Genomic DNA, 24,758 nt, shown 5'->3' with positions numbered 1-24,758 from the left:
TAAGTGATAGGCTTTAGGCTATAGGCTATAAGCGATAGGCTTTTGGCTTACGGTTATGAAGGGATAATCAGCAATGGCGGCCTGCTGCCAGCTTGGAGAGATTTGTTTAAAATAATACAAAACACACTATAGTCCATTGAAAAAAACAGCTTAAAGCATAGTGCTTACAGCTTAAAGCATATTGTCATCCATGAAAAAAACATTACTTCTTCTCGCCGTTCTTCAAATGCTTTTCGCAGGCTGTGCGCAGAAGCGCGGGCCTGCTGGGCGGGCTGCCGCCACGGCAGAACCGACCGAAGCGCGTCGGATAGAACTCCTTTTCCTTGGCCACGACAGCCGTCATCATTTCTCGGAAAAATACTTTCCAATGCTATCGCTGCCATTGTTCCAGAAAGGCATTAACCTCACTTACACGTCCGACCCGAATGCGCTGAACACCGAAAACCTCGCCCATTACGACGGCGTGGTGATTTACGCCAACCATAACACCATTACCCCCGCTCAGGAGGCTGCATTGAAGACATTTGTCGAAAGCGGCAGAGCGCTTATCCCGCTCCACGCGGCTTCTTTCTGCTTCCAGAACTCGGATTGGTATATCAAAGCGGTGGGCGGGCAGTTCAGCTCGCACAAGTACGGAACATTTACGGCGCCCATCGTGAAGGCCGACCACCCGGTTATGCAGGGCTGGAAAACGTTCGAAACCTGGGACGAAACTTATGTGCATAGCAAGCTGAACCCGGACATTATCGTACTGCAAGAACGCGTCGAGGGTGATCATCACGAGCCGTGGACCTGGGTGCGTACGCAAGGCAAAGGCCGCGTGTTCTACACCGCTTACGGCCACGACGAGCGCACGTGGAAGCAGCCTGCATTCCAAGAACTGGTGGCAAACGGCATTATGTGGGCCGTCAGCGACGATGCGAGGGAGCGTTTAAAGAAATTTAATTTAACCAAACCTACCTACACCGACGCCAACGTTCCCAACTACGAAAAGCGCGACCCGGCCCCGAAATTCCAGCAGCCGCTAAGCCCGGCAGAATCACAGAAACTGACACAGGTACCGGTCGATTTCGAGCTGAAACTGTTCGCCTCCGAGCCCGACATTGTAAAACCCATCGCCATGGCATGGGACGAGCGCGGCCGGCTGTTTGTCGCTGAAACACAGGACTATCCTAACGAAGTCCGCGATCAGGACGGCATGGGTAAGGACCGCATTAAAATCTGCGAAGACACCGACGGGGACGGCAAGGCGGACAAATTCACGGTTTTCGCCGATAACCTCAACATCCCGACCAGCCTCGTATTCGCCAATGGGGGCATCATCGTGGCGCAGGCACCGCATTTCGTTTTCCTGAAAGACACCAACGGCGACGACAAGGCCGATATCCGCGAAAACATCATTTCCGGCTGGGGCAAAAGCGACACGCACGCAGGGCCGTCGAATCTCAAATATGGTTTGGACAACAAGATCTGGGGCGTGCTTGGCTACGCGGGTTTCCGCGGAACGAATAGCGATAAGCAGCTGAATTTCAGTCAGGGCATCTACCGCTTCGACAATGATGGCAAAAATCTGGAATACATTGGCCGCACTTCCAATAATACCTGGGGGTTGGGTTTTTCCGAGGATTTTGAAGTATTTATTTCAACCGCCAATGGCAATTACAGCGGGCATTTCGCCATGCCACTCGAATACGTGAAGCGCTCAGTAGCAGACGGTTCCGGCAATACGGTTTACAAACTGGATTCGCATTACGAAATGAATTACCTGACGCCTGCATTACGCCAGGTGGATTTTCACGGCGGGTTTACGGCTGCGGCAGGGCATAACCTTTATACGGCCCGCAACTTCCCGAAATCGTACTGGAACTCGACTGCGTTCGTCTGCGAACCAACCGGGCGTTTGCTCTACCAGGCATTGCTGAAACCGAAAGGTGCGGGTTTTAAAGAAAAGAACGGCTTTAACCTGCTGGCAAGCGCCGACGAATGGTTCTCACCCGTACACGCGGAAGTGGGCCCGGATGGTGCGGTGTGGGTAGCCGATTGGTACAGTTTCATCATTCAGCACAACCCTACCCCGCGCGGTTTCGAAAATGGTAAAGGCAATGCGTACATCAATCCGCTGCGCGACAATCAGCACGGACGTATATATAGGGTCGTTTGGAAAAATGCCAAAACGAATCCCTACCCCAAACTGGATAAGAACGATGCGATGAGCCTGGTGGCTGGTTTGAAAAACGACAACATGTTCTGGCGCACCACGGCGCAGCGGCTGATCGTAGAATCGAAAAATACGGCAGTGATACCGGATCTGATCAAACTGGTGAACGGCCAGTCGATGGATGAGATCGGGTTGAACAGTCCTGCCGTACACGCATTATGGACGCTGGACGGCCTGGACGCCTTCACGGGTCCTAATGAAGAAGCTTATCACACGCTGGTGCGAGCCATGCGCCACCCGGCGGCGGGCGTACGGAAAACAGCGGTAAAACTGCTGCCACGCAACGACAAAACGCTTTCCGCATTGAAATGGACCAATTCATTGAGCGATCCGGATCTGAAAGTAAGGCTCGCCACCGTGCAGGCATTGACTGACCTGCCCGCTTCGGAAGAAATTGGCCGAATGCTTTACCTCGCTGGTCAGGATTCTCAGAATGCAGCTGATGAATACCTTGCACAAGCTATTTTTTCAGGGGTTATTAAACATGAAAACGGTTTCAAAGCAGCGGCTGCAAAGCTGAAAGATTCGACATTAACAGCGAGGATCGAGCGCGGACTGATCGAAGAGACCTATGTGCTGAATCTCTGGTCCCCGCCTATTTACCCGCCCGACGTTTCGCATAAAGAACTCAAAATCAAAGCGATCATTACCAAGGCACAAGAAGAACTCTCCGGCGTGGCAGTGTCACAAGGCAATCGGCAGAATGGGTATAGCCTATATATGCAGGACGGAAAATTGCATTGGCTCGTACGGCAGGACGGGAAATCATATCAAATCACTTCTACCAGAAAACTGCCCGACGAGCGCTTCAATGCCATTGCAACACTCTCGGAAGGCGGCAAAATGACGCTCGCGATCGAGGATGAAACACCGGTAACGGGCAATGCCGCCGGCCTTTTCCACCAACCCTTCACGCCCGACGACATCAGGCTGGGACGCGATTTACGCGATGGAAACCAGGTGGGTGAATATGCGGATAATGCAAGATTGAAAGGCTGGCTGGACATTAAGAGCACATTGCAGCTCAACCAGGTGGTCCATAACAAGGAAGAAAGAAAAGTTTCGCACACCAATCCGGAAGCGCCTTTGGAAATACCAAAAGGCAAAGGCACACCGGTTACCGTGAAGCTCAAAGTGATCGAGCATGAAATGAAGTTTGACCAGAAAACATTTACTGTAAAGCCTGGCCAGAAAGTGACGATTCAGTTTACGAATCCGGATTTTATGCAGCATAACCTGCTCATTATTAAACCCGGAACATTGGAAAAAGTAGGCAATGCAGCCGACCTGCTGGCGCGGGAGTCCAATGCGATCGCGCTCAACTATGTACCCAAAATACCCGAAGTACTGCACGCGACAGAACTTGTAAGCCCGGAAGGCAATGCGACGCTGGTGTTCATCGCACCCGACAAGCCCGGCGATTACCCGTTTCTGTGTACGGTACCCGGCCATTGGCGGATCATGAACGGCATGATGAAAGTGCAGTAGTTACCCTCAAAATAAGTTTCACCATCTAACTCCAATTGTATGAAAAGACCATTATCCCGCCTGATCCGGGAACTGCACCGCTTTTGCCTCCTCGCGGCGGCGGTCGCCTGTTTCCTGAGCGAAAATGCCCTGGCGCTCACCGCCGACCGACAGATTTCCGGCAAAGTGGTGTCCGCCGAGGACCAGAACCCGCTGCCCGGTGTGACCATCATCGTGAAGGGAAAAAACACCGTCGGTACTGCCACCGACACAGACGGGAAGTTCAAGCTGAGCGTGCCTGAGGACGCCGTGCTGATCCTGAGCTATATTGGTTACGTGAGCCAGGAAGTGGCCGTGGGCAACCAGAGCGAGTTCAATGTGGAACTGGCGCCCGACCAGAAACAATTGCAGGAAGTGGTGGTGATCGGGTATGGTACCCAGAAAAAGGGCGATGTGACGAGCTCCGTGGCCAGTATCAAACGGGAGGATTTCGTACAGGGAACCGTGCGGGACGCTGCTCAGCTCGTGCAGGGAAAAGTGGCCGGGTTACGCATTACGACGCCCAGCGGCTCTCCTACCGCCAATACGCAGATCAATTTGCGGGGTATCAACTCCATTGAGGGTGCGACCAATCCGCTGATCCTGATCGACGGTATTCCGGGCGGACTTAATACCGTGGCACCGGAAGACATCGAATCGGTGGACGTGCTGAAAGACGGCTCGGCAGCGGCTATTTACGGTACACGCGCCACCGGCGGGGTTATTTTGATTACAACCCGTAAAAACCGGGCGAATTCACGTGCTACGGTGGAATATTCCAATTATGTGAACATCCAGTCGATCGCCCGCCGCCCCGAGCTGCTTACCGGCGACGATTACCGCCAGAAGATTAAAGAAGGCATCGATTACACCGACTACGGCGGTAATACCGACTGGCTTTCAGAGATTATGCAAAAACCCGTGAGCCACAACCATAACCTCACATTCTTCGGCGGCAACAGCACGACTAATTTTACCGGGTCGGTCAATTACCGCAACTGGGAAGGGATATTCCTGAGATCGGGCCAGAACCGTTTCACCGGTCGCGCCGACGTGAACCATGCCATGTTCAAAAACAAGCTGAAAACCAATTTACAGATCATCAACCGCATTACCCGTTCGAATGGGGCGGTTTCCCCCGCGAACGACGACGCTGCCTACGGCTATGCCTACCGCCAGGCCATTATCCGCAACCCTACCGACCGCGTGCGCACCGATGCCGGTAAGTGGCAGGAGCGTGACGGTTACTTCTACGAAAACCCCGTATCGCTGCTCAACGAATCGAACTTTGAAAGCTCGTTCAAGGAAATGCGGATGTCCGGTAGCCTGGATTACGCGCCTATCGACGACCTGAACTTCAAGCTGCTGGTGTCTAATGTTCAGAACAGCAACCTCGAAGGCGGCTCAACCACATTTAACCACACGGCCACGCGCCTGAGCAACCAGAATGCGACGGCATTCCGCAATACTTACGCCAACAACGAAAACCTGCTCGAATTCACAGGAAATTATTCCAAAACAATTGGTAAACACCGTTTCTCGGTCCTTGGCGGATACAGCTGGCAGGAGGCTACCTATGAAGCATTCGCGGCCAACAACTGGGATTTCCCGACTGATGCCTACGACTGGAACAACCTCGGTGCAGGCGGTGCATTGCAAAAAGGGCAGGCCGGCATGAGCAGTACTAAAAACAAATGGCAACTCGCAGGTTTCTTCGGCCGGGTAACGTACAGCCTGAACGACAAATACCTCTTCATGGCCAGCGTGCGCCGCGAAGGCTCGTCACGCTTTGGGGTAAATAACCAATGGGGAACATTCCCGGCGGCATCTATCGGCTGGCGCATCAGCAAGGAACGCTTTATGGGCGGGCTTGGCGCGTCTTCCGATATCAAGCTTCGCGCGGGTATTGGTGTAACGGGTACGATCGCGAACAACCCGTACATGTCGCAGATCAGCTATAATTTCGATCGCGGACAGGGTGCGTTCATTGGCGGCAAATGGGTACCGGGCTTCGTGCCTGCCCGTAACTTCAACCCCGACCTGCGCTGGGAGAAAAAAGAGGAATATAATGCTGGTGTAGACTTCGGTTTCATGAAAAACCGCATTAACGGTTCGATCGACTTTTACAGCCGGAAGGTGAAAGATTTGCTCTATAACTTCCCGGTCCCTGTGCCGCCTTACCTGACGGGCAGCATGTTCATCAATGCCGGAGTAATGCAGAACAAGGGGGTTGAGGTGTTACTGAACATCGTGCCGGTCCAGACCGGTAATTTCCAGTGGAATACCGGATTCACCTACTCTACCAACCGCAACAAGCTCGTGAGCCTTTCGAACGACCAGTTCCAGGCAGCGAACGACTTTTTCGACGCGGGTTACACGGGCGAACCGATCCAGGTCAGCACACACCGCGTGAAAGTCGGCGAACCGATCGGCCGTTTCTTCGTTTGGAAGAGCGTAGGTGTTGACGACAAGGGTGCTTGGCTCGTTGAAAACAAGGATGGCGAAGTGATCCCTATTGCCGACGCGACGCCGGAGGATCGCCAGTATTATGGCAATGGTATTCCAAAACACATTGTGGGTTGGAACAACAACATCCGCTACAAGCAGTTTGACCTCGCTGTGAACATGCGCGGTGCATTCGGGTTCGATATCCTGAACTTCCAGGGCATGTTCTACGGTAACCCGCGCAACAAGGCTTACAACATGCTCAAATCCGCCTACGACCCCATCGACGGTAAGGTTTTGACCAGCGACCTCGTGTATGTGTCGCATTATATCGAGAAAGGCGACTACTGGAAAATCGACAACGTGACCTTCGGCTATACATTGCCTGCCAACACCATCAAAGGCGTCAGGAACGCGCGTATTTTCGTATCGGGCCTCAACCTGGCGACCATTACCGGCTACACCGGTATCGATCCGGAAGGGGTAAGTTTCACAGGTTTCGCACCGGGCAGCGATTATCGCGACAAGTACCCGACCACCCGGACATTCACTGCCGGCCTGAGCGTCACATTCTGATCATTCAACTCTCGCAAACAATGAAAAATAAAAATATAAGATACGCGGTCCTCGCCGCATTGCTCGCCGGGGCGCCGCTCTACTCCTGCACCGACCTCGACGAACAAGTGTATTCGGAAGTACTTGGAAGCAGTTACCAGCCAACAGAGAAGGATCTTCCGGCCATCGTAGCACCCGTTTATTCGTCGTTACGCTCGCTGATGCTCGGCTGGCAGGGCTATTTCGACTTGCAGGAAGAAGCCGCCGACGCGATCATCACGCCCGTGCGGCCCAACGGCTGGGACGATGGCGGCACCTATCGCCGCATGCACCAGCACGCCTGGACCTCGCTCCAATGGCAGCCCGAAAATGCCTGGCGCCAGGCTTTTGCCAGCATTACCACGGTGAACCGCGTGCTTTCCCAGATCGAGGACGGCGACTTGCCTATTGCCAACGGCAAAGAAGCTACCATCGCTGAACTCCGCGCCGTGCGTGCATTTGCCTATTACCTTTTGCTGGATAATCATGGCAATGTGCCTATTGTAACTGATTTTAAAGACGTCACACTGCCCAAGCAAAGCACGCGCAAAGAGGTTTATAATTTTGTGGTAAAAGAACTGACGGAATCGCTGCCAAACCTGAGCGAGAATGCGACCACTACTTATGGCCAGATGAACAAATGGGGCGCAAAAACGCTTTTGGCCAAAATATATCTCAATGCGCAGGTCTACACGGGCACAGCCGAATGGGCGAAGGCGATCCAGGAAGCCGATGATGTGATCAAAAGCGGCAAATATGTGCTGGACGCCAACTATTCCGATGTTTTCACCTGGACCAACTTCAACTCCAAGGAAATCATATTTGCTATTCCCTATGACGAAATCTACGGAACAGGCAATCAGATCCACATGAAAACCCTCGACCCATTGAGCCGATCGGTATACCCGATGAACGCCGGCCCGTGGGGTGGAAACTGCGCCGTTCCGCAATTTATCGACACCTACGACGCCGCGGATAGCCGCCTGGCCGATACCTGGATCATGGGCCCCCAGAAAAGTGCCGCAACCGGCGCCGTGGTCATTACGTACAACAAGACTGTCCCCGGCATGGAAAAAACAGCTTCAACGGATGGCTACCGCATTGGTAAATACAAAATCAAGCCGAATGCAACCGGCAGCCTCGACAATGACTTCCCGTTCCTGCGCTACGCCGATGTGCTGATGATCAAGGCCGAAGGTCTGCTTCGCACGGGCAAAGCCGCCGAGGCAGCGGAACTGGTTACACAGGTGCGCCAGCGTGCATTCAAAGGCACTCCCGCCAAAGCGACGGTTACCGCGGCCGATCTGGCGAAGGGCAGCCGGTATAACTATGGCTACCAGGCAACGGACGGCACTATTACCGAGCGCCAGGGAGGCGACGACATCCAGTTCGGCCGATTCCTCGACGAGCTGGGTTGGGAATTTGCTGCCGAAGCGCACCGCCGCCAGGACCTGATTCGTTTTGGGGCTTACGAAACCAAAAAATGGTTCAACCACCGTCCGCAAACGGTGCAGCGCGCGCTCTTCCCGATCCCGCAGAATGAAATCGACAAAAACCCGAACCTGAAACAGAATCCGGGTTACTGATACAGCTATTAATTTGGGTTAGGTATTTCTGTTTTGCTCACCGGACAAAGTATATTTGCTTCGGTGGGCAAATTTTTTGTTGTATTCCAAAACCATTTTATCCCATGTTTTCTAAATCAACATACTTAAACCGCAGACAGACACTTAAATCAAAACTCGGCAGCGGCCTGATCCTGCTTCTCGGCAACGAGGAAAGCGGGATGAACTACCGGGACAACGTATATCCATTCCGTCAGGACAGCACGTTCCTTTATTATTTCGGCATCGACCAGGCGTCGCTCACTGCCGTCATCGACCTCGATAACGACCGGGAAATCATTTTCGGCGACGAACTCACGATCGACGACATCGTGTGGACCGGGCCAAAAGAAGCGATTTCGGAAAAAGCTGCCAAAGTGGGCGTTACCGAAGTGAAACCGGCCTCCGCCGTCGGAAGTTTTCTGAAAGACGCATTATCCCGCCGGCAAACAATTCATTTCCTGCCGCCATACCGCGGCGAGCATTACCTGAAATTGCAGGAATGGCTGCATATTAATCCTTCCGAGGCGACACAAAAGGCATCCGTGAACCTTATCAAGGCGATCGTGTCGATGCGTTCATATAAATCGGAAGAAGAAGTGGCGGAAATCGAAAAGGCCGTCAACACTTCCGTTGACATGCATTTATCCTTCATGCGCAACACCCGCGCAGGCATGACCGAAAAGGAAATCGCAGGCAAACTGCAAAGCATGGCCATCGGACAAGGCGGCGATATCTCCTACCCGGTTATCCTGACGGTAAACGGCGAAATCCTGCACACCCACGCCCGCGACCTCGCGCTCCGCGAAGGCCAAATGGCCCTGTGCGACGCCGGGGCCGAAACTGCGATGCATTATTGCGGCGACCTCACGCGGACGATTCCGGTCGGGAAGGCGTTCACGACCATTCAGAAGGAAATGTACGAAATCGTTCTTAATGCGCAGGAAGCAGCCATTGCGGCCTGCAAACCGGGGGTTTTGTTCAAGGACGTACACAAGCTGGCTTCTACCAAACTCCTGGAAGGCATGAAGCAAATGGGCGTTGTCAAAGGCGACCCCGCCGAAGCCGTGGAGCATGATGTACATACCTTGTTCTTCCAATGCGGTCTCGGCCACATGATGGGCCTCGACGTGCATGACATGGAAAACCTGGGAGAGCAATACGTGGGCTACACCGACGACCTGAAAAAAGGCACAACATTCGGCTGGAAATCCCTCCGCCTGGGCCGCGCCCTGGAACCCGGCTTCGTCGTCACTGTCGAACCCGGACTGTACCTCATCCCCACCCTGATCGACCGCTGGAAGGCCGAGAAAAAACTGGCACAATTTATTGACTATGACAAACTGGAAATGTTCCGTGATTTTACCGGCATTCGCATTGAGGATAACCTTTTGATAACTGAAACGGGTAACCGGGTGCTGGGTAAAGAGCTGGTGAAAAGTGTGGAGGGAGTGGAGGCGTTGCGGGGGTAGTGCTCCGCAGAAAATGTCGTAAATTTGAGCTACTGATCAAATAACACTTTCAACAACAGCACTATGCAAGCACAAATAGACGTGACTTTCGATCAGCTTGTTGACGTCGTTAAAAAATTACCTGCGAGTCAATTGAAGCGACTAAAAGCAATCATTGAAAACGAGACGAAGACTCAACAACCCAACACAGACTTTGCTACCCTGTTAAGAAATGGACCTACTGCCACAAAAGAGCAGACAAAAGCCATTGAACATAACAGGAAAGTGTTGTCAAAATGGAGGTAAAAAAAGTCTTGGCGGACAGCTCTATTCTGATCGACTACTTTCGAAAAACTAATAAAGATCGAACGGAATGGATGAAGCTGACTGATCAAAAGTTCAAGTTTGCAACATCTGTCATAGCTAAGTAGGAAATCTATTCAGGAGCAACAGATCAGCAGCTTGAACTTTGGGATTCGATTTTCGCAAATATAGAAGTTATACCGGCTTTGGAAATTTCAGTAGACTTGGCGATTTGCATTAATGCAACACTTAAACGTGAAAGAAAACAAATCGCCATTCCGGACCTTCTGATTGCCGCGACCGCTGTTTTGAACAAAATGCCTCTTGCAACCTTAAACAAGAGGCATTTTGAAAGAATCACTTCATTGGAGTTAATTTAAAACTACGACATCTTACTTCCCCCGACTCCAACTCCTGAATATCTCCCGCTGCAAAGCATCGGGCGACGACTTCTTCGTAATCTCAAACGTCCCGTAATGCTTCTCAGTCGTCACATCGATTTCCAGCCCGACGTAGCCGAGGTACTTTTTGTAATCCGGCCCGGCGGTGGTGTAGATGTAGCTGAATAGCTCGTCCAGCTTTTTACCGGCGACAGCTTCGATAGTCGCTCGGAGCTCCTCCTCGGTGAATCCCCGGTTCTTCTTAATGTAAAAATCCTGGTACAATTTCCGCATCACGTCGTCTAGGGAGCGTTTGTTCTTTGTTTCGTGCCGGATCGCCAGGTCGAAGAGCATACCTACCACAGGGCCTTTCTGATAGTAGGAAATGGTTTTATTCACCGCGTCGCCGGTACGGCCAAAAGGCCCGTCGGACCAGGTCTCGGCGCTAGCCTGCGCAAGGGTTTGAAATAGCCTGCCGGGTTTGGTTTCTACATCGCTGATATGCCTTTTGAAAAAATCCAGAAACGCTTCCTCACCCATCAGCCCAGCTTCACGCATGATCAATGGCTCGTAATAAACAGTAAGACCCTCCGATATCCATAGCATATTGGTTTTGCTGCCATTGTCGTAATCGAATGGCCCGAGCTCAATGGGGCGGATGCGCTTGACATTGTAATGATGGAAATACTCATGGGTGATAAAACCCAGCATTCCGTTCCACCCGCGCGAGTTCAACTGGTCGCCGCTGAAACTGATCGTAGTCGAGTTCAAATGCTCGATGCCGCCCTGCCCGGGCCCGATTGCTATGAAAGTATATTGCTGATAAGGTATGTCTCCGATCAGTGACGATGCTTTCTCGACGATCTTCTGAATGTCGCCCATCAGCTTTGCCTTATCGAAATTACCCAGTTTGTAGCCGATGAAACGGTGCGGAATGCCCTTGACCAGAAATCCGGGCAGCTCTTCCAGGTTACCAATCAGAAACGGGCTGTCGTACAGGATGTCAAAATTCGGGGCGATATACTTGAACCTTTCCGCTGCAACGGAATCGAGGCCCGTGACGACACGTTTCCAGCCGTCGTAGGGGCGGATAGTGATTTCGGAGGGCACTGCGATCTTGCCTGCCTCATGCATAAACATACTGGCGGGCGTAATGTAGCCGTGCTCCTCATCGAGATAACTCGTCGCCACGAATTTACGGGTAGTTTTAACGTCATACTCCGCGCGGAGGCTCCCTGCCCCCTTCGTCCCGACCAGCCAACCCGTTTTGCCCGACCGCCTCCAGCGCCTCACTTTGTCTTTTTCGTCTTTTACGACAAAATGGTCGATGTTCGAAGCATAATCCATCAGTTGATAATAGCCCGGCGTCCAGTCCGGGATTTTGAGCAACGTGCTGTCGGCTCCGTTGGTGCTCCATTCCATGATGACATGAAAAGTATGGCTGGACGGATTGTCCATCGAAACGGTGAAGCGTATAGGTTGGTCTTTCTGAGCCTTTGCCGATGACGCTGCGCCCATCAACAACAGCAACCCCAGTAAACTTTGAGCAATTCCTGACATTTAAAAAAGAAGGATTATTGAAATGAATAGAACTTCCACTGGGTTTTGAAATCGGGTTTGAGCGGCTGGTTGATCAATGTCGCCCGGACCATCTCGATAGGCATGTTGTTTTCCTTCATCACCGCGTCATGAAATTGTTTGAAAGTCATTTTGCCGCTATCCACCAGCTCTTTTTTCAAACTAAACAACTGCAAGCCTCCGATCAGGTAGGCAACCTGATACAATGGGCTGTAATTCCCTTCAAATGACCTCCTGACTTCACCTTCCGCATTCGCACGCTCGTGCCCCACACGATCCACAAGGAAATCGATGCATTCCTGCGGCGTCCATTTACCAAGGTGGTAGTTCAGGGAGAAGATAATACGGGCACACCTGTGCATCCGCCAGAACAGCATCCCGATCCGCTCTTCGGGTGTTTTGGCAAAACCTTTGTCATACAACAACAATTCCCAGTACAACGCCCATCCCTCCGTCCAGAACGGAGTGCGGAAATCGCTGCGATACGACTTGTAGCGGCTGTTCATGTAATACTGCAGATGATGCCCCGGCACGAGCTCGTGATGCACGGTCGACCGTGAGAAATAAGGATTGTTCCCTCTCATACTCATCAGCTTATCCTCATGCGCCATGGTATTGGTAGGATAGGAAATGATAATATCCCTGCCACCCAGGAAGAAAGGATTGACCAGCTGCCTTTCGGGGGTCATCATCTGCATTCCCCAGGTTTCGTCCGCTATCCCGGGATAATCGATGAGGTTGTTCTTCAGAATAAATTCCTTGGCATCATTGTAAAGCTTCATGATCAGTTCGGGCTGGGTTCCGGCGGGCACGTAGCTGTTCTTCACCTTTTCCTGCGCCTTTTTCCATTCTTTGCCAAAACCCATTTCAGCCGATGCTTTTAAAAGCTCCTGATCGCACCATGCAAATTCCCTGTTGGCAAGTTCGATCAGCTCGTCCGGCGTGTAGCTGATCATCTCCGTTTTCAACTGGCGGATCAGCTCTTCCCGCCCAATAGGAACTCCTTTGATTCCGCTTGCGTCCTCTTTCTGGGTTGTATTGAGCTTGCCCTTGCTCCGGATCAGCTTTCCGTAAGCCAGCAATGTGCTGTCCAGCGCTTTGTAAGGTTTCGGTACCCACCAGGTAAACATGGGGTCATAACCGTTATAAAAATCGAACGTACTTTTCAAACGTGCTTCTAACCCGTTTACCGCATCGGTACCCATTTGTGCCAGAGGCATATCCAGCGACTCCACTTTTCGAAACACCTCTCCGGCCATTTTTACTTCGTTCAGAAGCTGGTTCAGTTGACCGGCCACCACCTGACCATCGACAGTGGCGCCGCGTCGGCGCCCCTTTTCCAGGGCGTAAATGCCGGTAGCGAATGGAATGTACTTTTCGATCCCTCCATATTCTTTTTCCTCCTGCGCAAGTGTAAGTAAATGATCGTCAATATTGCGTTTGAGCAGAATGTAGTCCACTTTTCCATAGGTGCTCATGGCGCCAAAGTCCAGTTTCGACAGTTTCCCGAGATAGTCCTGATCGACCTCCCGTAGTCTTTTGCGCTGCTCCGGCGAATCCAACACCTGAGCCCCACCCATGGGGCCCCGCCCTCCGGTGGGCATGGGGCCGTAAAAATATTTGATCGCGCGTATATCCTGCGCGTATTGGATGACCAGTCCAGCTACCTCGCTGGTTTGTTCATATAGGTTAAATTTTTCTTTGGAGTTTTGGGCCAGTACACCGGGTGCTATCGACCAGCATAAAAGAAAAATCGCCCAACGCGCTTGCGTCACGTACATATAGTTCATAGGATTCAGGATGATAAAAATGGATTTTACCAAAATTACCCGAAAAATCCAGTGTGTACGTTTCTGGTTTTAATCATTTATTGACTGATTTTAACCGGAATACACAGCGGCGACGTTGCTGGTGATAACACCAACAACATCGAGGCCATTGCTGGTGTTGTTGGTGTTATCACCAACAACATCATTCGCCCCAGCAGTGCTTTTGCCGCAACTGCTGTAAATCATCATCCGCGATACCGAGCCCGGCAATAAGCGTTTCGCATTCAGTCTGCCGGTCGGGTTCTTCCAGTACCCTCGCCAGCTCGCTCCTGATCACCAATGCCTCTGCCTGATCACTTACGGACGCACCGTCTTCCAGTTTTCCGAAAGCGGTGTCCAGTACTTTTGCGGCAGCCAGGTGATCCTCTTTAAAGTCTCTCAACCGCAATGCAAGCGCCATAACTTTTTGCAGGGCCGTCACCGCTGTTTGATCCGTCGTTTCATACGCCGTTTGGTCCAGCTCTCCGATTTGAATGCAAATCACACCATTCCCTGAAACGTCGGTGATCGTGAAGCGGCTCTGCCCGGGCTTCATCCTCGAAATACGCGGAATGCCGGTCAGTGGCACACGTCCAAGTTGTTTTTTCAGGCTTGCACAAAATGCGGTGTGGACTTCCGCCACATCGCGAACCATGATGAGACACCCGGTATACCCCGCCTCAGTCCCCTTCACCCTCACAAAATGCAGTTCATGTCCACCGCGTTCAACCACCCCGTACTGATAGGGCCGGTCCTGCCGGTAAGTGGTCCTGAAACCGAGATTTTCCCAAAATAAGAGCGTTTCCCCAATCGCCTTGCAGGGAAGCACCGGCGTGGTGATCCAGTTTTTGTCGTTCATAATTTTGATTTTGGTTCGAACCGCAAACCTAGCAGAATGCATTTTACGATTCCCTTTATATACTTTTTTGACGATAAAGGAACAGGCCGCGATATGCTATCCGACAATTCACTTATTTTGGCCTATGCAAGATTTCATCCACGACAAACGGATCTATTACAGCCCGGTCGAATTCGCAATGGCCTACATTGGTGGTACCTGGAAAATTCCGGTAATCCTGGCACTTCGCAACGGCCCGTTACGCTATGGCGACCTGAAAAACGCCATCCCGCACGTTACCGACAAAATGCTTAATACGCATCTCCGCGATCTTGAAAAGAAACAAATGGTAGTCCGGCACATTTACAGGGAAAAGCCGCCAAGAGTAGAATACGAACTCACCGAAAGAGCCCGCCAGGCCCTTCCCGCCATCGACCAGCTCATCCGCTACGGCCAAACCCTGATGGAACAAGAGTCCCCAAACATCACATCCACAGCAAAAGCCTGACCACTCATTCGTGTTCCATGGCCGAGTTTATGAACCGCAATGTAAGTCTCCAAAGGTTCAGCTACCCGGCCGGCCGAAGCCTAACTTTCTTCAAGCAAGATTTCCGGAAAACATTCGGTACATCGCCCGGCAAATGGCTCATGGAAAAACTGCCTTCAAGAAAATGTTCGGCTTATCGCCTGATCAGTTGCGAAAAACGGTGGCCTGGTCCACTGTCATTGTAATTCAAATTGCGGGCCCTTCAATAGCTCTGTACGGTAGCGCGCAATAATGGCACGTAAAGTTTCGCCGGTACCTTTAATGATCAGTTTATTGAGATTGTATTGAGAGATTTTCAGCTCCACGGCAATTTCCTGGATCGTCAGGTGCTCGTACTCGCGAAGCCGGGTGCGCACGTACGCCAGAACCCGGCTGGTATCATCATTGTAGTGCAATAAGTTTTCCGAATGTGCCGAGCGCCCCAGGTTTCTCGCCATCAGACCGACAATCACCGACACACTGCTCACCAGCAGGTCACGGCTCGCTTCCCTGGAATGGATCAGTTCATGCTCTATCAGCAGGGAAAGCTGTGTCAAAGAAACCCGGTCCAGGTCATCCTGAAATTCTTTGTAATGAGGCAAATGGAGGGTTGAAAAAATATCCTGCACGTTTCTGAATAGTCCGTTCAGGCCATTCGCCGGGTCCCCCGCGCCTGCAATACGGAACGGGTCGAAGAAGATCGTCAGCAGGGTAGTTTTATAAAACGCGGTGAAATGGCAGTTCTGCCCGGGTGAAAAGAGGAAAACACGGTGGTTCTCATAATGCCAGGATTCGCCCCCAGCGTAAAAGACCCCTTCACCTTCCATAATCATGATGATACCAAACTGGCCCCCGAAGCGGGTGGTGAGTTCGAGCTCCTGCGCCTCGCAACTGACGAGGGTCAGGGTTTGATCTATATGGAATTCTTTCACGTTGGTTGAGGATTTAGGAATAGTTCGGTTTCTGACAGATTCCGACGGGTCGTAACGATGGCCAGGTTGCCACAGCGCAGCGCAGGTCGGAGGTCTGCAAATCAAATATGTTCCCCAACAGTTAAACAACGAAACAAAAGAAGCCCAATGACAGTTTTCCCGCGCCGAATGCCCGCATAATCTGGAAGAAAGAAAAAAGGAGGTACGGTTATTTACCCAGCCACTGTTTGAAATCGGTCATGCGATCGCCGCTCACGAATACCTCCTGAGACATCGGCGGATTCAAATCCAGTTTCAGCCTGCCGGCCGATAGGGTGTAGATGGAGCGGATGCTGTTCAATGCAATGATCAGCGAGCGGTTGATCCTGAAAAACTCCTTGGGATCGAGCAGTTGGATCAACTTGTCGAGGCTGTAATCCATCGCCAGATGCTGACCGTCATAAGTCCGGAGAAACGTGGCTTTTTGCTCAATGGTGAAATACGCGATATCGCTGGTCCGGATGCTGAACAATTTGGATCCCGCTGATGCCAGGAACCGCTCCTTATGTCCCTCTTCTCCGGACGCCTGATACATCGCGATCAGTGCCGCGAAGTCCGGCACAGGCTGCGTTTTGGCATGCAATGCGGTGTATTTGTCAATCGCCGCAGCCAGCTCCGACTTGTCCACGGGTTTGAGCAGATAGTCGATGCTGTTGGCCTTGAATGCTTTGAGGGTATACTCGCTGTACGCAGTAGTGAAAATGATCGGGATCGTCAGGTTCAGCTCATCGATGATCTTGAATGCCAGATCATCTTCCAGGTGCAGATCCATGAAAATCAGGTCGGGCCGGGTGTTGGCCTCGTCTTCCAGCCACTGGATACTTTCTCGCACCGAGGCGAGCTTCGCCATGACGCGGATCTTGGGATCGTACTTATTGACCAGGCTTTCCAGACGGTTAGCACTCAGCGGCTCATCTTCTATAATCAGGACATTCATGAAATCAAGGGCACTTTCACGGTAAAACAGCCCCGGTCCTTTTCGACCATGACGGGTTTATTGATCAGCAATTTGTACCGGTTTACAATATTTTGAAGGCCCAGACGCGTCGATACTTCCGGGAGGTCGCGCACCTGCATGGGATTGCTGACCACCAGGTATTCATCGTCGACCCGGATCGTGATCAGCAGCGGACTGCTGGCCGACATCCGGTTGTGCTTCACTGCATTTTCTACCAGCAACTGCAATGTAAGCGGGGCGATCGAATATTTCTCTTTCTCCTGACACGAAATCTGCACATCGAGATTCAGCTTGTTCTCGAACCGGATCATCAGCAGGAACATATAAGTTTCCAAAAATTCCATTTCCGTAGCCAGCTTGATCGAATCATATTCTGATTTTTCCAGGATATAGCGGTAAGCCTTCGAAAGCTGGTTGATGAACTGTACCGAGAGCTCCTGATCCGTTTCCACGAGCGTCGTCAGCACGCTGAAATTATTGAACAGGAAATGCGGGCTGACCTGGTTTTTCAATGCATTGAAATGGGCCTTGGCATTCTCCTTTTCCAGTCGCTCCTCGTTAATGACCGCCTGCTGCAGGCGCTCGTACACGCGCCGGTTTGCCGCCAGATAATAGGCCGCCATCAGCGCCAGAACCGTAATGCTGGTATTGGCCCGGATTTTCTGGACCGGTGATTCATTCAATATGATCGGAAGCACATGCAGGCTCTCTTTATCCCAAACCGCTTCCATGAAGTGCCAGAGATACCGGTACCAGTGGTTAAAAATCATAGCCAAAGCAATGGCAAAAAACAAGGTAAGCAACTGGTTCAGCAGACCGAAACGCTCCAGGAAGTCTTCCCCGAAAAACTTGGAAGTATAATATTGCAGCCATTCGACCACATTGATCCAAAGCGTAAAAAACGCGACGCTGAACAGCAGTTCCACCATCCACAACGGCAACCGGTGCAGCAGACCAGGTATGTCGATCTGCAATACGTTCATATAGATACGTATCGGCACGTAAATGGCCGCAAGACCGAGGCCGAGCTGCCACTTCTGTCGGTTTGTCAGAGGGAAAGTGGTACGGGATTGCATTTACTTTTGAATACAGCCTTCAAAAATAAATAAAGTCCTGCGAATGGCGATCTACTTTTTTCTGCTCAGTGAAGGGTCTGCTTTTTACGGACGGGGCTGGTCTGGGTCCAGTTCCTGAACGCCCGATGAAACGCGCTGGGTTCGGTGTAGCCGAGCACCTCGGAGATCGCAAGCACGGTGGCATCTGTATTTTTCAGCAGATTGAACGCCAGCTCTTTCTTGATCTTGGCACCCAGCGACCGGTAACTTTCCCCGTCCTGCCGCAGATACCGCTGGAATGAGCGCTCGCTGACATTCATGTGCGCGGCGATGACTTCGAGCGAGGGAGTTTTCCCGGCGAAATCACGGGTAACGACGGTCCGGACCTGTTCGCTGAACCGACTCGACCGGCCGCTGGCAGCGCATTTATCTCGGAGAATCTGGGCAAAAGAAGCGTGCAACGACTCGTCCGCGCTGATCAGCGGCATGTCGCCCAGGCCAGGCCCGAAGATCAACCGGTTTTGTTCTCTGCCAAAAGCGACCGGGCATTTGAATATCTGTTCATACTCCCCCGCCGGTACCGGACTCTTGTGGGCGAATTCGACGCGCTCGGGGTAAATCCGCCTGCCGGTGAAGATATAGATGTAGTTCGGTGCGCCACTTGCTGCCATTTCAATGGCCTGTCGCGCGGTTTCCGGCGAGGCATGCTCCCAAAGCGGGTTTACTCTAAAAACGAGCTCGAAATGTTTGCCTGAAAGATAGTCATACGAGATCCAGCCGGACACAGTCTGCTGATACCGGACGATCTCTGCATAAGTTTCCTTCATCGTGCGGCAGCTTTGCATGAGGTACCCCAGCACCCCCAGGATCGACGGGTTGTTCCCCTGCCCCATATGCAACCCGAATGCCCTGTCGCCGGTGCCGGATACCACCTCATTCCAGAGATCCACCACCGGCTTCAATCCTTCGATCCGCCTGTCGGCATCATTTAAATCGGCCTGCGTAATGCCCAACATGGCACATAGGCGCGTGAGATTGCCCCCCTTCGCCACAGCGGCGTATATGATATTCCTTAGAACGCGGACTGTTGCATACATATCCCTAAAAAATGACGTGAACTACAATTTCATGGTGCAAAACAGCAACGGCTTCCGCCCGCCGGACCGGTTACTTTGCTGCGTGGTCAAAGTCTATTAAAAACAGCCATGGAAACTAACAGCAAACGCAGGCTAAAAAAAGGAAAAGTTCTTAAGCGGGTCATGATGGACCTTCCCGTGTACATGGGAACGGCGAGCGAAACGACCGTCAGAACACAAGTCTTTATCTTACGCAAAGTCGGTAAAAATGGCGTGAAGTGCCACATACCTGGCGTAAAGTGCCATCGTCTTTCCGTAGCTCATCCGGTTATTTTGTACCATCCATTCAAACCATTCAAAACAGCCATGGAAACTTTTATCGAACAGAACCTAACGGGTACCCTCCCCACGGTGATCTCCAATCCGGACTACACGGTCACATTCCTGACCACAGCGCGTGAGAGCGGGTACAAGATCACCGAGCTGGAGGTGGAACTGAGGCCCGGCGGCGGCAACGACCTGCATACGCACCGGAATTTTACCGAAACATTCATTCCCCTCGAAGGCGCGCTCGAAGTCACCGCGGGCAAAAACAAACTGCTCCTCGAACCCGGTGAAGCCTTTACGGTACCCATTGGAATGCCGCACAATTTCTCCAATCCGGGAAGAAAGCCGGTCCGGTTCCGGTGCGTCATCGAACCCGGGCACGAAGGCTTCGAGTATTCGTTACGCATGCTCTACGGTCTGGCCAACGAAGGGAAAGCAGAAATGAAAAGCTGGAACGACCTTCTGAAAGCCTCCGTCATCCTCACAATCAGCGACATGCGGCTTTGCGGCAAACAGGCGTTGATCAATCCATTTCTGCCGTTTTTATATCAGCTTGCCCGCCGGAAGCGATATGATCTGGAAATGGTCCGGAGATATTGTGTGTAGTCTCAGGCTGTCGGTACAATGCCCTGGCGAGCGTCGTAGCCTTTATTATAGCGCAAAAAAAGCCGGACCGATCTCGACAGATCAGCCCGGCTTTCACAGTTTAAACCCCTTTTTAATTCGCTTCCGCGTATTTCTTAAAGTTATCCAGTATCGCCTGCCAGCCTGCCTGCTGGAAATCGACCGGGTGGGTATTTTCAGGATCAAATGTTTCGACCACTTTCGTGGCATCGCCATCCTTTTCGAATAACACCGTTACCTTCCGGCCATCACCCATCGTATAGGCGATGTGGCGTTGGTCCTCCACTCTGGTATACACACCGCCGAAATCGAAGCTGAAACTGCCGTCTTTGGCGGCCATAGTGGTTTTGAAGGTTCCGTCTACGCGCAGGTCGTTTTCAGAATAGGGCGCATGCCAGTCGTCTGAGGCGGCACACCACTGGGTAATGTGTTCCGGACCGTTGAATTGCTCCCACACTTGTCCGATAGGTGCGTTGATTGTAGCTTCGATGGTTACAGGTTGTGTTGTCGTTTCCATTTCCTTTGTGTTTTTTAGTGATTGATTGATGTTACAAAGTTGCCAGGTTTACGGGAGACGGAACGATGCCCGTTGCGACAAAAAACGGGTGCGTTTGCGTCACCCGTTTCAAAACCTCCGTTATTTTACAGCCAAAGCCTTTTTAACTGCCGGTGCAACATGCGTTCCGAGCAGTTCAATGGACTTCATCAGGTCTTTGTGCGCAGGCGCCCCCACGTCCGTATGCATGAGAAAGCGGGTCAGCCCGAACATCTCCTGATGATAAAGTATTTTATCGACCACCTCGTTGGGTTCGCCTACAAACAACGCGCCTTCACGGCTCTGTCCGCCTTCGAACTGTGCACGGGTGTACGGGGCCCATCCCCTGCTCTTCCCTACCCGGTCCATCTGACTGGCGTAGGAAGGGAAATACAGGTCGGACAATGCATGACCATCTAATCCTACCAGGCCGTGTGAATGGGTAGCCAGCTGCATTTTGGCAGGGTCATGGCCTGCTTCCAGGTATTCCGTTTTGTATAATTCAAAAAATGGTTTGAACTGGGAAGGCATACCGCCGATGATCGCGATGATCAGCGGATAACCCATCCGTGCCGCCCTTACCACCGACTGAGGCGTACCTCCGACAGCAATCCAGATATCGAGCCGATTATCCACCGCCCTTGGCAATACTTCCTGGCGGTCGAGCGTGGCGCGGAACTTGCCTTTCCAGGTAACGACGTCGTTCTCATTGATCTCTTTTAGCAATTGCAGCTTTTCGGAAAACAGCCCATTGTAATCATCCAGATTATAACCAAAAAGCGGGAATGACTCGATGAAACTTCCCCGGCCGACTGTAATCTCGGCACGGCCTCCCGAAATCAGGTCGACGGTCGAAAAATTCTGATAAACCCGCACCGGATCGGAAGAGCTCAGAACGGTTACCGAACTGGTAAGTTTGATATTTTTCGTAATCGAAGCCGCCGCAGCGAGGATGATCTCAGGTGTTGATACGGCGAAGTCCGGCCGGTGGTGTTCACCGATCCCGAATACGTCCAACCCGACCTCATCGGCCAGCTTAATTTCTTCCAACATGTCCTGCAAGCGCTCCTGAGGCGACTGAAAAGAACGGGTGGCATTGTTAAAAGCCAAATCCCCGAACATACTGATTCCTATTTCCATGATGTTTGATAATGCTGATTAACTTTCCTGCGGCTTTTGCCTGCCCCGAATTAACGCAAATGTACAGTTCCAAATTCGTCACCATCCCTGCACCTTCGTGGCATTCTAAATATCCGCATTCAATAAGATAAACCAGCAAATCAACACTTAGATTCCGAAATCAGGACGGAAGGCAGTATCCAAAAGTATACCGACTCTCCTACTCACTCTTCAAACTCTTCACCGGATTCATCATCGCTGCCCTGACCGACTGAAAACTGATTGTGAACACCGCGATCAGCACCGATATGATGCCTGCCAATGCGAACATCCACCACTCGATATCGATCTGATAGGCGAAACCTTGCAGCCATTGCCTCATAATATACCAAGCCACGGGCGATGCCAGCACAATCGCCATGAGGACCAGTTTCAGAAAATCTTTGGAAAGCAATCCGACAATGCCCGTTACCGAAGCACCCAGCACCTTCCGGACGCCGATCTCCTTCGTACGTTGCTCGGCAGTGAATGCCGCCAGACCGAACAATCCGAGGCATGAGATGAAGATCGCCAGAAAAGCAAAGTACCCTGCCAGCTTGCCTACGACCTGCTCGCTTTGGTATTGCCTGGCGTATTCCTGGTCCGTGAATGCATAGGTGAACGGCACATTCGGGTTGAGTTTTTTGCACACCTGATCTACCGATGCCAGCGTTTCGGGCGTTTTACCCGCCTCGATCCGTATCACGACACTACCCTGCGGTTGCCGGGCACCCAGGTAGGCGATCATGGGCCGGATGGCCGTGTGCAGCGACTGGAAGTGAAAATCTTTCAGCACGCCAATGATCGTTCCTTTTGCATTTCCCCATTTGATCGGCTGCCCGATCGGGTCTTTGAAGCCCATTGCCTTCCATGCCGTTTCGTTAATGACAAAGCCTGTCGAATCCGTAGCGAAAGCCTTGGAGAAATCGCGGCCCTGCACGATTTGCAGTTTCATCGTTTGGGCAAACCCGTAACCTACGCCAAGTGGTGTAAACCTTACCTGCGCGTTTGGATCGCTGCCCGGCCAGGAAATGCCTTCAGTACCGTTACCATTAGAGGCCGGTGTCGCAGTCATGTGCGTTACATCCCTAACACCCGGAATCTGCGACAGCTCTTCTTTCAGGAGATCATATTTTTTGAATAATTCCCCTTCGATAGGGAAATAGGCCAGATTGTCCCTGTCAAAACCCAGGTTTTTACTTTGAACAAAACCTACCTGCCGGTAAATAATGATCATGCCGACGATCAAGATCACTGACAACCCAAACTGAAACACCACCAGCCCCTGCCGTACCCAAACCGACCCGGAGTCGAATTTCAAGGTTCCTTTGAGAATGCGTACCGGGTTGAGCGAGGACAGAAACAACGCCGGGTAACTGCCCGCCAGCAATCCGGTAACGGCCAGCAGGCCGGCGATAATGCCCCAGAATGATGGTTCTGAAACGGGCAATATCATATGTTTGCCGGTAAGATTGTTGAATGCGGGCAGCAGTAATGCAACCAGCACCACCGCCAGCGCGATGGACAGGAGCGCAATCAGGAACGCCTCCCCCATAAACTGCCCCGCCAGCATCGAACGCATTGCGCCAACTACCTTGCGTACACCCACTTCCTTCGCGCGACATGCGGAACGTGCGGTAGCGAGATTCATGAAATTGATACAGGCAATCAGCAGGATAAACACCGCTACAAAACTGAACAGACGGATGTATTCGATGCGTCCGCCATCCATTTTGGCGTCCTTGATATTGCTGTTCAGGTAATAGTCATGAAAGGGCTGCATGGCGAGCTGTGTCTTGAAAGGCTTGCCGGCGTCGCGGTTGGTTTTATCGAGCAAATGGAGCAGTTTCGCTTCCACCTTTGCCGGGTCGGCATCTTTTCGCAGTTTGAAAAAGGTCACCGGATCGGTGTTACCCCATTCTTTTGCCCAGCCGTTGTCATCCGTGTAGGCGTCCCAGGTCATAAGACAGTCGAATTTCAATGTGCTGTTGGCTCCGATATTTTCGAAAACGGCGGTGACCGTCATTTCCTTGCGGTTATCGAACCGGATGGCCTTTCCCATTGCTGCCTCGGGGCTGTGAAAAAACGCCTCAGCCATATTCCTTGAAATGGCTATGCTGTTGCGGTCGCGCAATGCGGCTTCGGGTGTACCCTGCAGGAGTTGATAACTGAACATTTTAAAGAAATCACCGCTTGCCCAATTCGTCTCCTGCTTGTGGATGGTGTTACCCACCGAGAAGGTTTGCTGCCCGGGCCAGGAAAATGGCGTGGTCATCTCGATTTCGGGCACCGACTTTTTCAGCTCGTCGGCGAGCGGTCCCGGGGTCCAGATCACGCCCTGTACCTTGCCGCTGAAATATTCGCGCATATAAATACGGTACAACTGATCCTTGTTGGCATGGAAACCGTCAACAGCCAGCTCGTCGCGGATCCAGAGCATGATGATGAGACTGCATGCCATTCCCAAAGCGAGACCAAGGACGTTGATGGCCGAAAATGACTTGCTTTTGAGCAGGTTACGGAACGCGATTTTGAAATAATTCTGGATCATGGCCGGACTGAATGAATAGGTTTCGGAATAGTTTTTTGTCCTTTGGGGGCGCGCAAATGGTCTCATCAACCGGATGGCGCTAAGGATGTATTTCTGGTTGGCAACTCTTTTACCGTGGCTTTCGACCCAGTAGGCGTGCATTTCGAGCATATCTCCCTGCAATTCCTCGCGGGCGTCGGGATGCGACCAGCGCGCGATCAGCCAATCGGCCCAGCGCGGCGGTTTTACGGCGGCGTGTGATTTTTGCTTCAT

18 protein-coding genes are annotated in these 24,758 nt (G+C 51.9%); 8 read left to right on the top strand and 10 right to left on the bottom strand.

The genetic code is table 11. The annotated features are described in order from the left end of the window. Window positions 1-190 precede the first annotated feature (190 nt). From BP71_RS02095 to BP71_RS02070, 6 genes are all read left to right on the top strand, one after another. A complete protein-coding gene (locus BP71_RS02095; protein WP_496376094.1) occupies window positions 191-3,706 on the top strand; it encodes a PVC-type heme-binding CxxCH protein in 3,516 nt (1,171 codons plus the stop codon). Window positions 3,707-3,745: 39 nt separating this feature from the next. Beyond that, the gene (locus tag BP71_RS02090) at window positions 3,746-6,745 is read left to right on the top strand and encodes a SusC/RagA family TonB-linked outer membrane protein (RefSeq protein WP_496376092.1); all 3,000 of its coding nucleotides are present in this window, start codon (window positions 3,746-3,748) and stop codon (window positions 6,743-6,745) included. 20 nt (window positions 6,746-6,765) lie between these two features. Then, window positions 6,766-8,349, top strand: a complete 1,584-nt coding sequence (locus tag BP71_RS02085) for a RagB/SusD family nutrient uptake outer membrane protein (RefSeq protein ID WP_496376090.1) — start codon at window positions 6,766-6,768, stop codon at window positions 8,347-8,349. Window positions 8,350-8,453: 104 nt separating this feature from the next. Continuing rightward, window positions 8,454-9,839, top strand: coding sequence for an aminopeptidase P family protein (locus BP71_RS02080; protein ID WP_496376088.1), 1,386 nt, complete (start codon window positions 8,454-8,456; stop codon window positions 9,837-9,839). A gap of 63 nt (window positions 9,840-9,902) precedes the next feature. Beyond that, window positions 9,903-10,124: a hypothetical protein gene (locus tag BP71_RS02075; protein ID WP_496376086.1), complete on the top strand. Its 222-nt coding sequence runs from the start codon at window positions 9,903-9,905 to the stop codon at window positions 10,122-10,124. A gap of 128 nt (window positions 10,125-10,252) precedes the next feature. Further along, window positions 10,253-10,501, top strand: a complete 249-nt coding sequence (locus tag BP71_RS02070; protein ID WP_496377741.1) for a type II toxin-antitoxin system VapC family toxin — start codon at window positions 10,253-10,255, stop codon at window positions 10,499-10,501. Window positions 10,502-10,513: 12 nt separating this feature from the next. On the opposite strand, the gene BP71_RS02065 is transcribed toward BP71_RS02070, so the two are convergent. The 3 genes from BP71_RS02065 to BP71_RS02055 all read right to left on the bottom strand — a co-directional run bounded on the left by BP71_RS02065 (window position 10,514) and on the right by BP71_RS02055 (window position 14,746). Continuing rightward, window positions 10,514-12,061: a M61 family metallopeptidase gene (locus tag BP71_RS02065; protein WP_496376084.1), complete on the bottom strand. Its 1,548-nt coding sequence runs from the start codon at window positions 12,059-12,061 to the stop codon at window positions 10,514-10,516. Window positions 12,062-12,075: 14 nt separating this feature from the next. Then, window positions 12,076-13,869: a DUF885 family protein gene (locus tag BP71_RS02060; RefSeq protein WP_496376082.1), complete on the bottom strand. Its 1,794-nt coding sequence runs from the start codon at window positions 13,867-13,869 to the stop codon at window positions 12,076-12,078. 181 nt (window positions 13,870-14,050) lie between these two features. Continuing rightward, window positions 14,051-14,746, bottom strand: a complete 696-nt coding sequence (locus BP71_RS02055; protein ID WP_496376080.1) for a DUF8817 family protein — start codon at window positions 14,744-14,746, stop codon at window positions 14,051-14,053. 124 nt (window positions 14,747-14,870) lie between these two features. Between BP71_RS02055 and BP71_RS02050 the strand changes: the two genes are divergently transcribed. Then, window positions 14,871-15,233 (top strand): winged helix-turn-helix transcriptional regulator, encoded by a 363-nt coding sequence (locus tag BP71_RS02050; RefSeq protein ID WP_496376078.1) that lies wholly within the window; start codon window positions 14,871-14,873, stop codon window positions 15,231-15,233. Window positions 15,234-15,448: 215 nt separating this feature from the next. On the opposite strand, the gene BP71_RS02045 is transcribed toward BP71_RS02050, so the two are convergent. The 4 genes from BP71_RS02045 to BP71_RS02030 form a co-directional block, all read right to left on the bottom strand. After that, the gene (locus BP71_RS02045; protein WP_496376076.1) at window positions 15,449-16,183 is read right to left on the bottom strand and encodes an AraC family transcriptional regulator; all 735 of its coding nucleotides are present in this window, start codon (window positions 16,181-16,183) and stop codon (window positions 15,449-15,451) included. Window positions 16,184-16,391: 208 nt separating this feature from the next. Further along, entirely contained in the window at window positions 16,392-17,159 is a 768-nt protein-coding gene (locus tag BP71_RS02040; protein ID WP_496376074.1) for a LytR/AlgR family response regulator transcription factor, read from the bottom strand. Further along, window positions 17,156-18,256 (bottom strand): sensor histidine kinase, encoded by a 1,101-nt coding sequence (locus BP71_RS02035; protein ID WP_496376072.1) that lies wholly within the window; start codon window positions 18,254-18,256, stop codon window positions 17,156-17,158. The genes BP71_RS02040 and BP71_RS02035 overlap by 4 nt, the downstream gene beginning before the upstream one ends. Window positions 18,257-18,321: 65 nt before the next feature. Then, window positions 18,322-19,332: an AraC family transcriptional regulator gene (locus BP71_RS02030; protein ID WP_496376070.1), complete on the bottom strand. Its 1,011-nt coding sequence runs from the start codon at window positions 19,330-19,332 to the stop codon at window positions 18,322-18,324. 108 nt (window positions 19,333-19,440) lie between these two features. On the opposite strand from BP71_RS02030, the gene BP71_RS02025 reads away from it, so the two are divergent. Beyond that, window positions 19,441-20,244, top strand: a complete 804-nt coding sequence (locus BP71_RS02025) for a cupin domain-containing protein (RefSeq protein ID WP_496376068.1) — start codon at window positions 19,441-19,443, stop codon at window positions 20,242-20,244. Between the two features lie 112 nt (window positions 20,245-20,356). On the opposite strand, the gene BP71_RS02020 is transcribed toward BP71_RS02025, so the two are convergent. The 3 genes from BP71_RS02020 to BP71_RS02010 all read right to left on the bottom strand — a co-directional run bounded on the left by BP71_RS02020 (window position 20,357) and on the right by BP71_RS02010 (window position 24,758). Beyond that, window positions 20,357-20,779 (bottom strand): SRPBCC family protein, encoded by a 423-nt coding sequence (locus BP71_RS02020; RefSeq protein ID WP_496376066.1) that lies wholly within the window; start codon window positions 20,777-20,779, stop codon window positions 20,357-20,359. Window positions 20,780-20,899: 120 nt separating this feature from the next. Continuing rightward, window positions 20,900-21,937 (bottom strand): Atu2307/SP_0267 family LLM class monooxygenase, encoded by a 1,038-nt coding sequence (locus tag BP71_RS02015; RefSeq protein WP_496376064.1) that lies wholly within the window; start codon window positions 21,935-21,937, stop codon window positions 20,900-20,902. A 199-nt stretch (window positions 21,938-22,136) separates the two neighbouring features. Beyond that, entirely contained in the window at window positions 22,137-24,758 is a 2,622-nt protein-coding gene (locus tag BP71_RS02010; RefSeq protein WP_496376062.1) for an ABC transporter permease, read from the bottom strand.

The sequence above is a fragment of the Dyadobacter ginsengisoli DSM 21015 genome (genome assembly GCF_059568735.1).
This window is presented reverse-complemented; position numbering and strand designations above follow the sequence as displayed.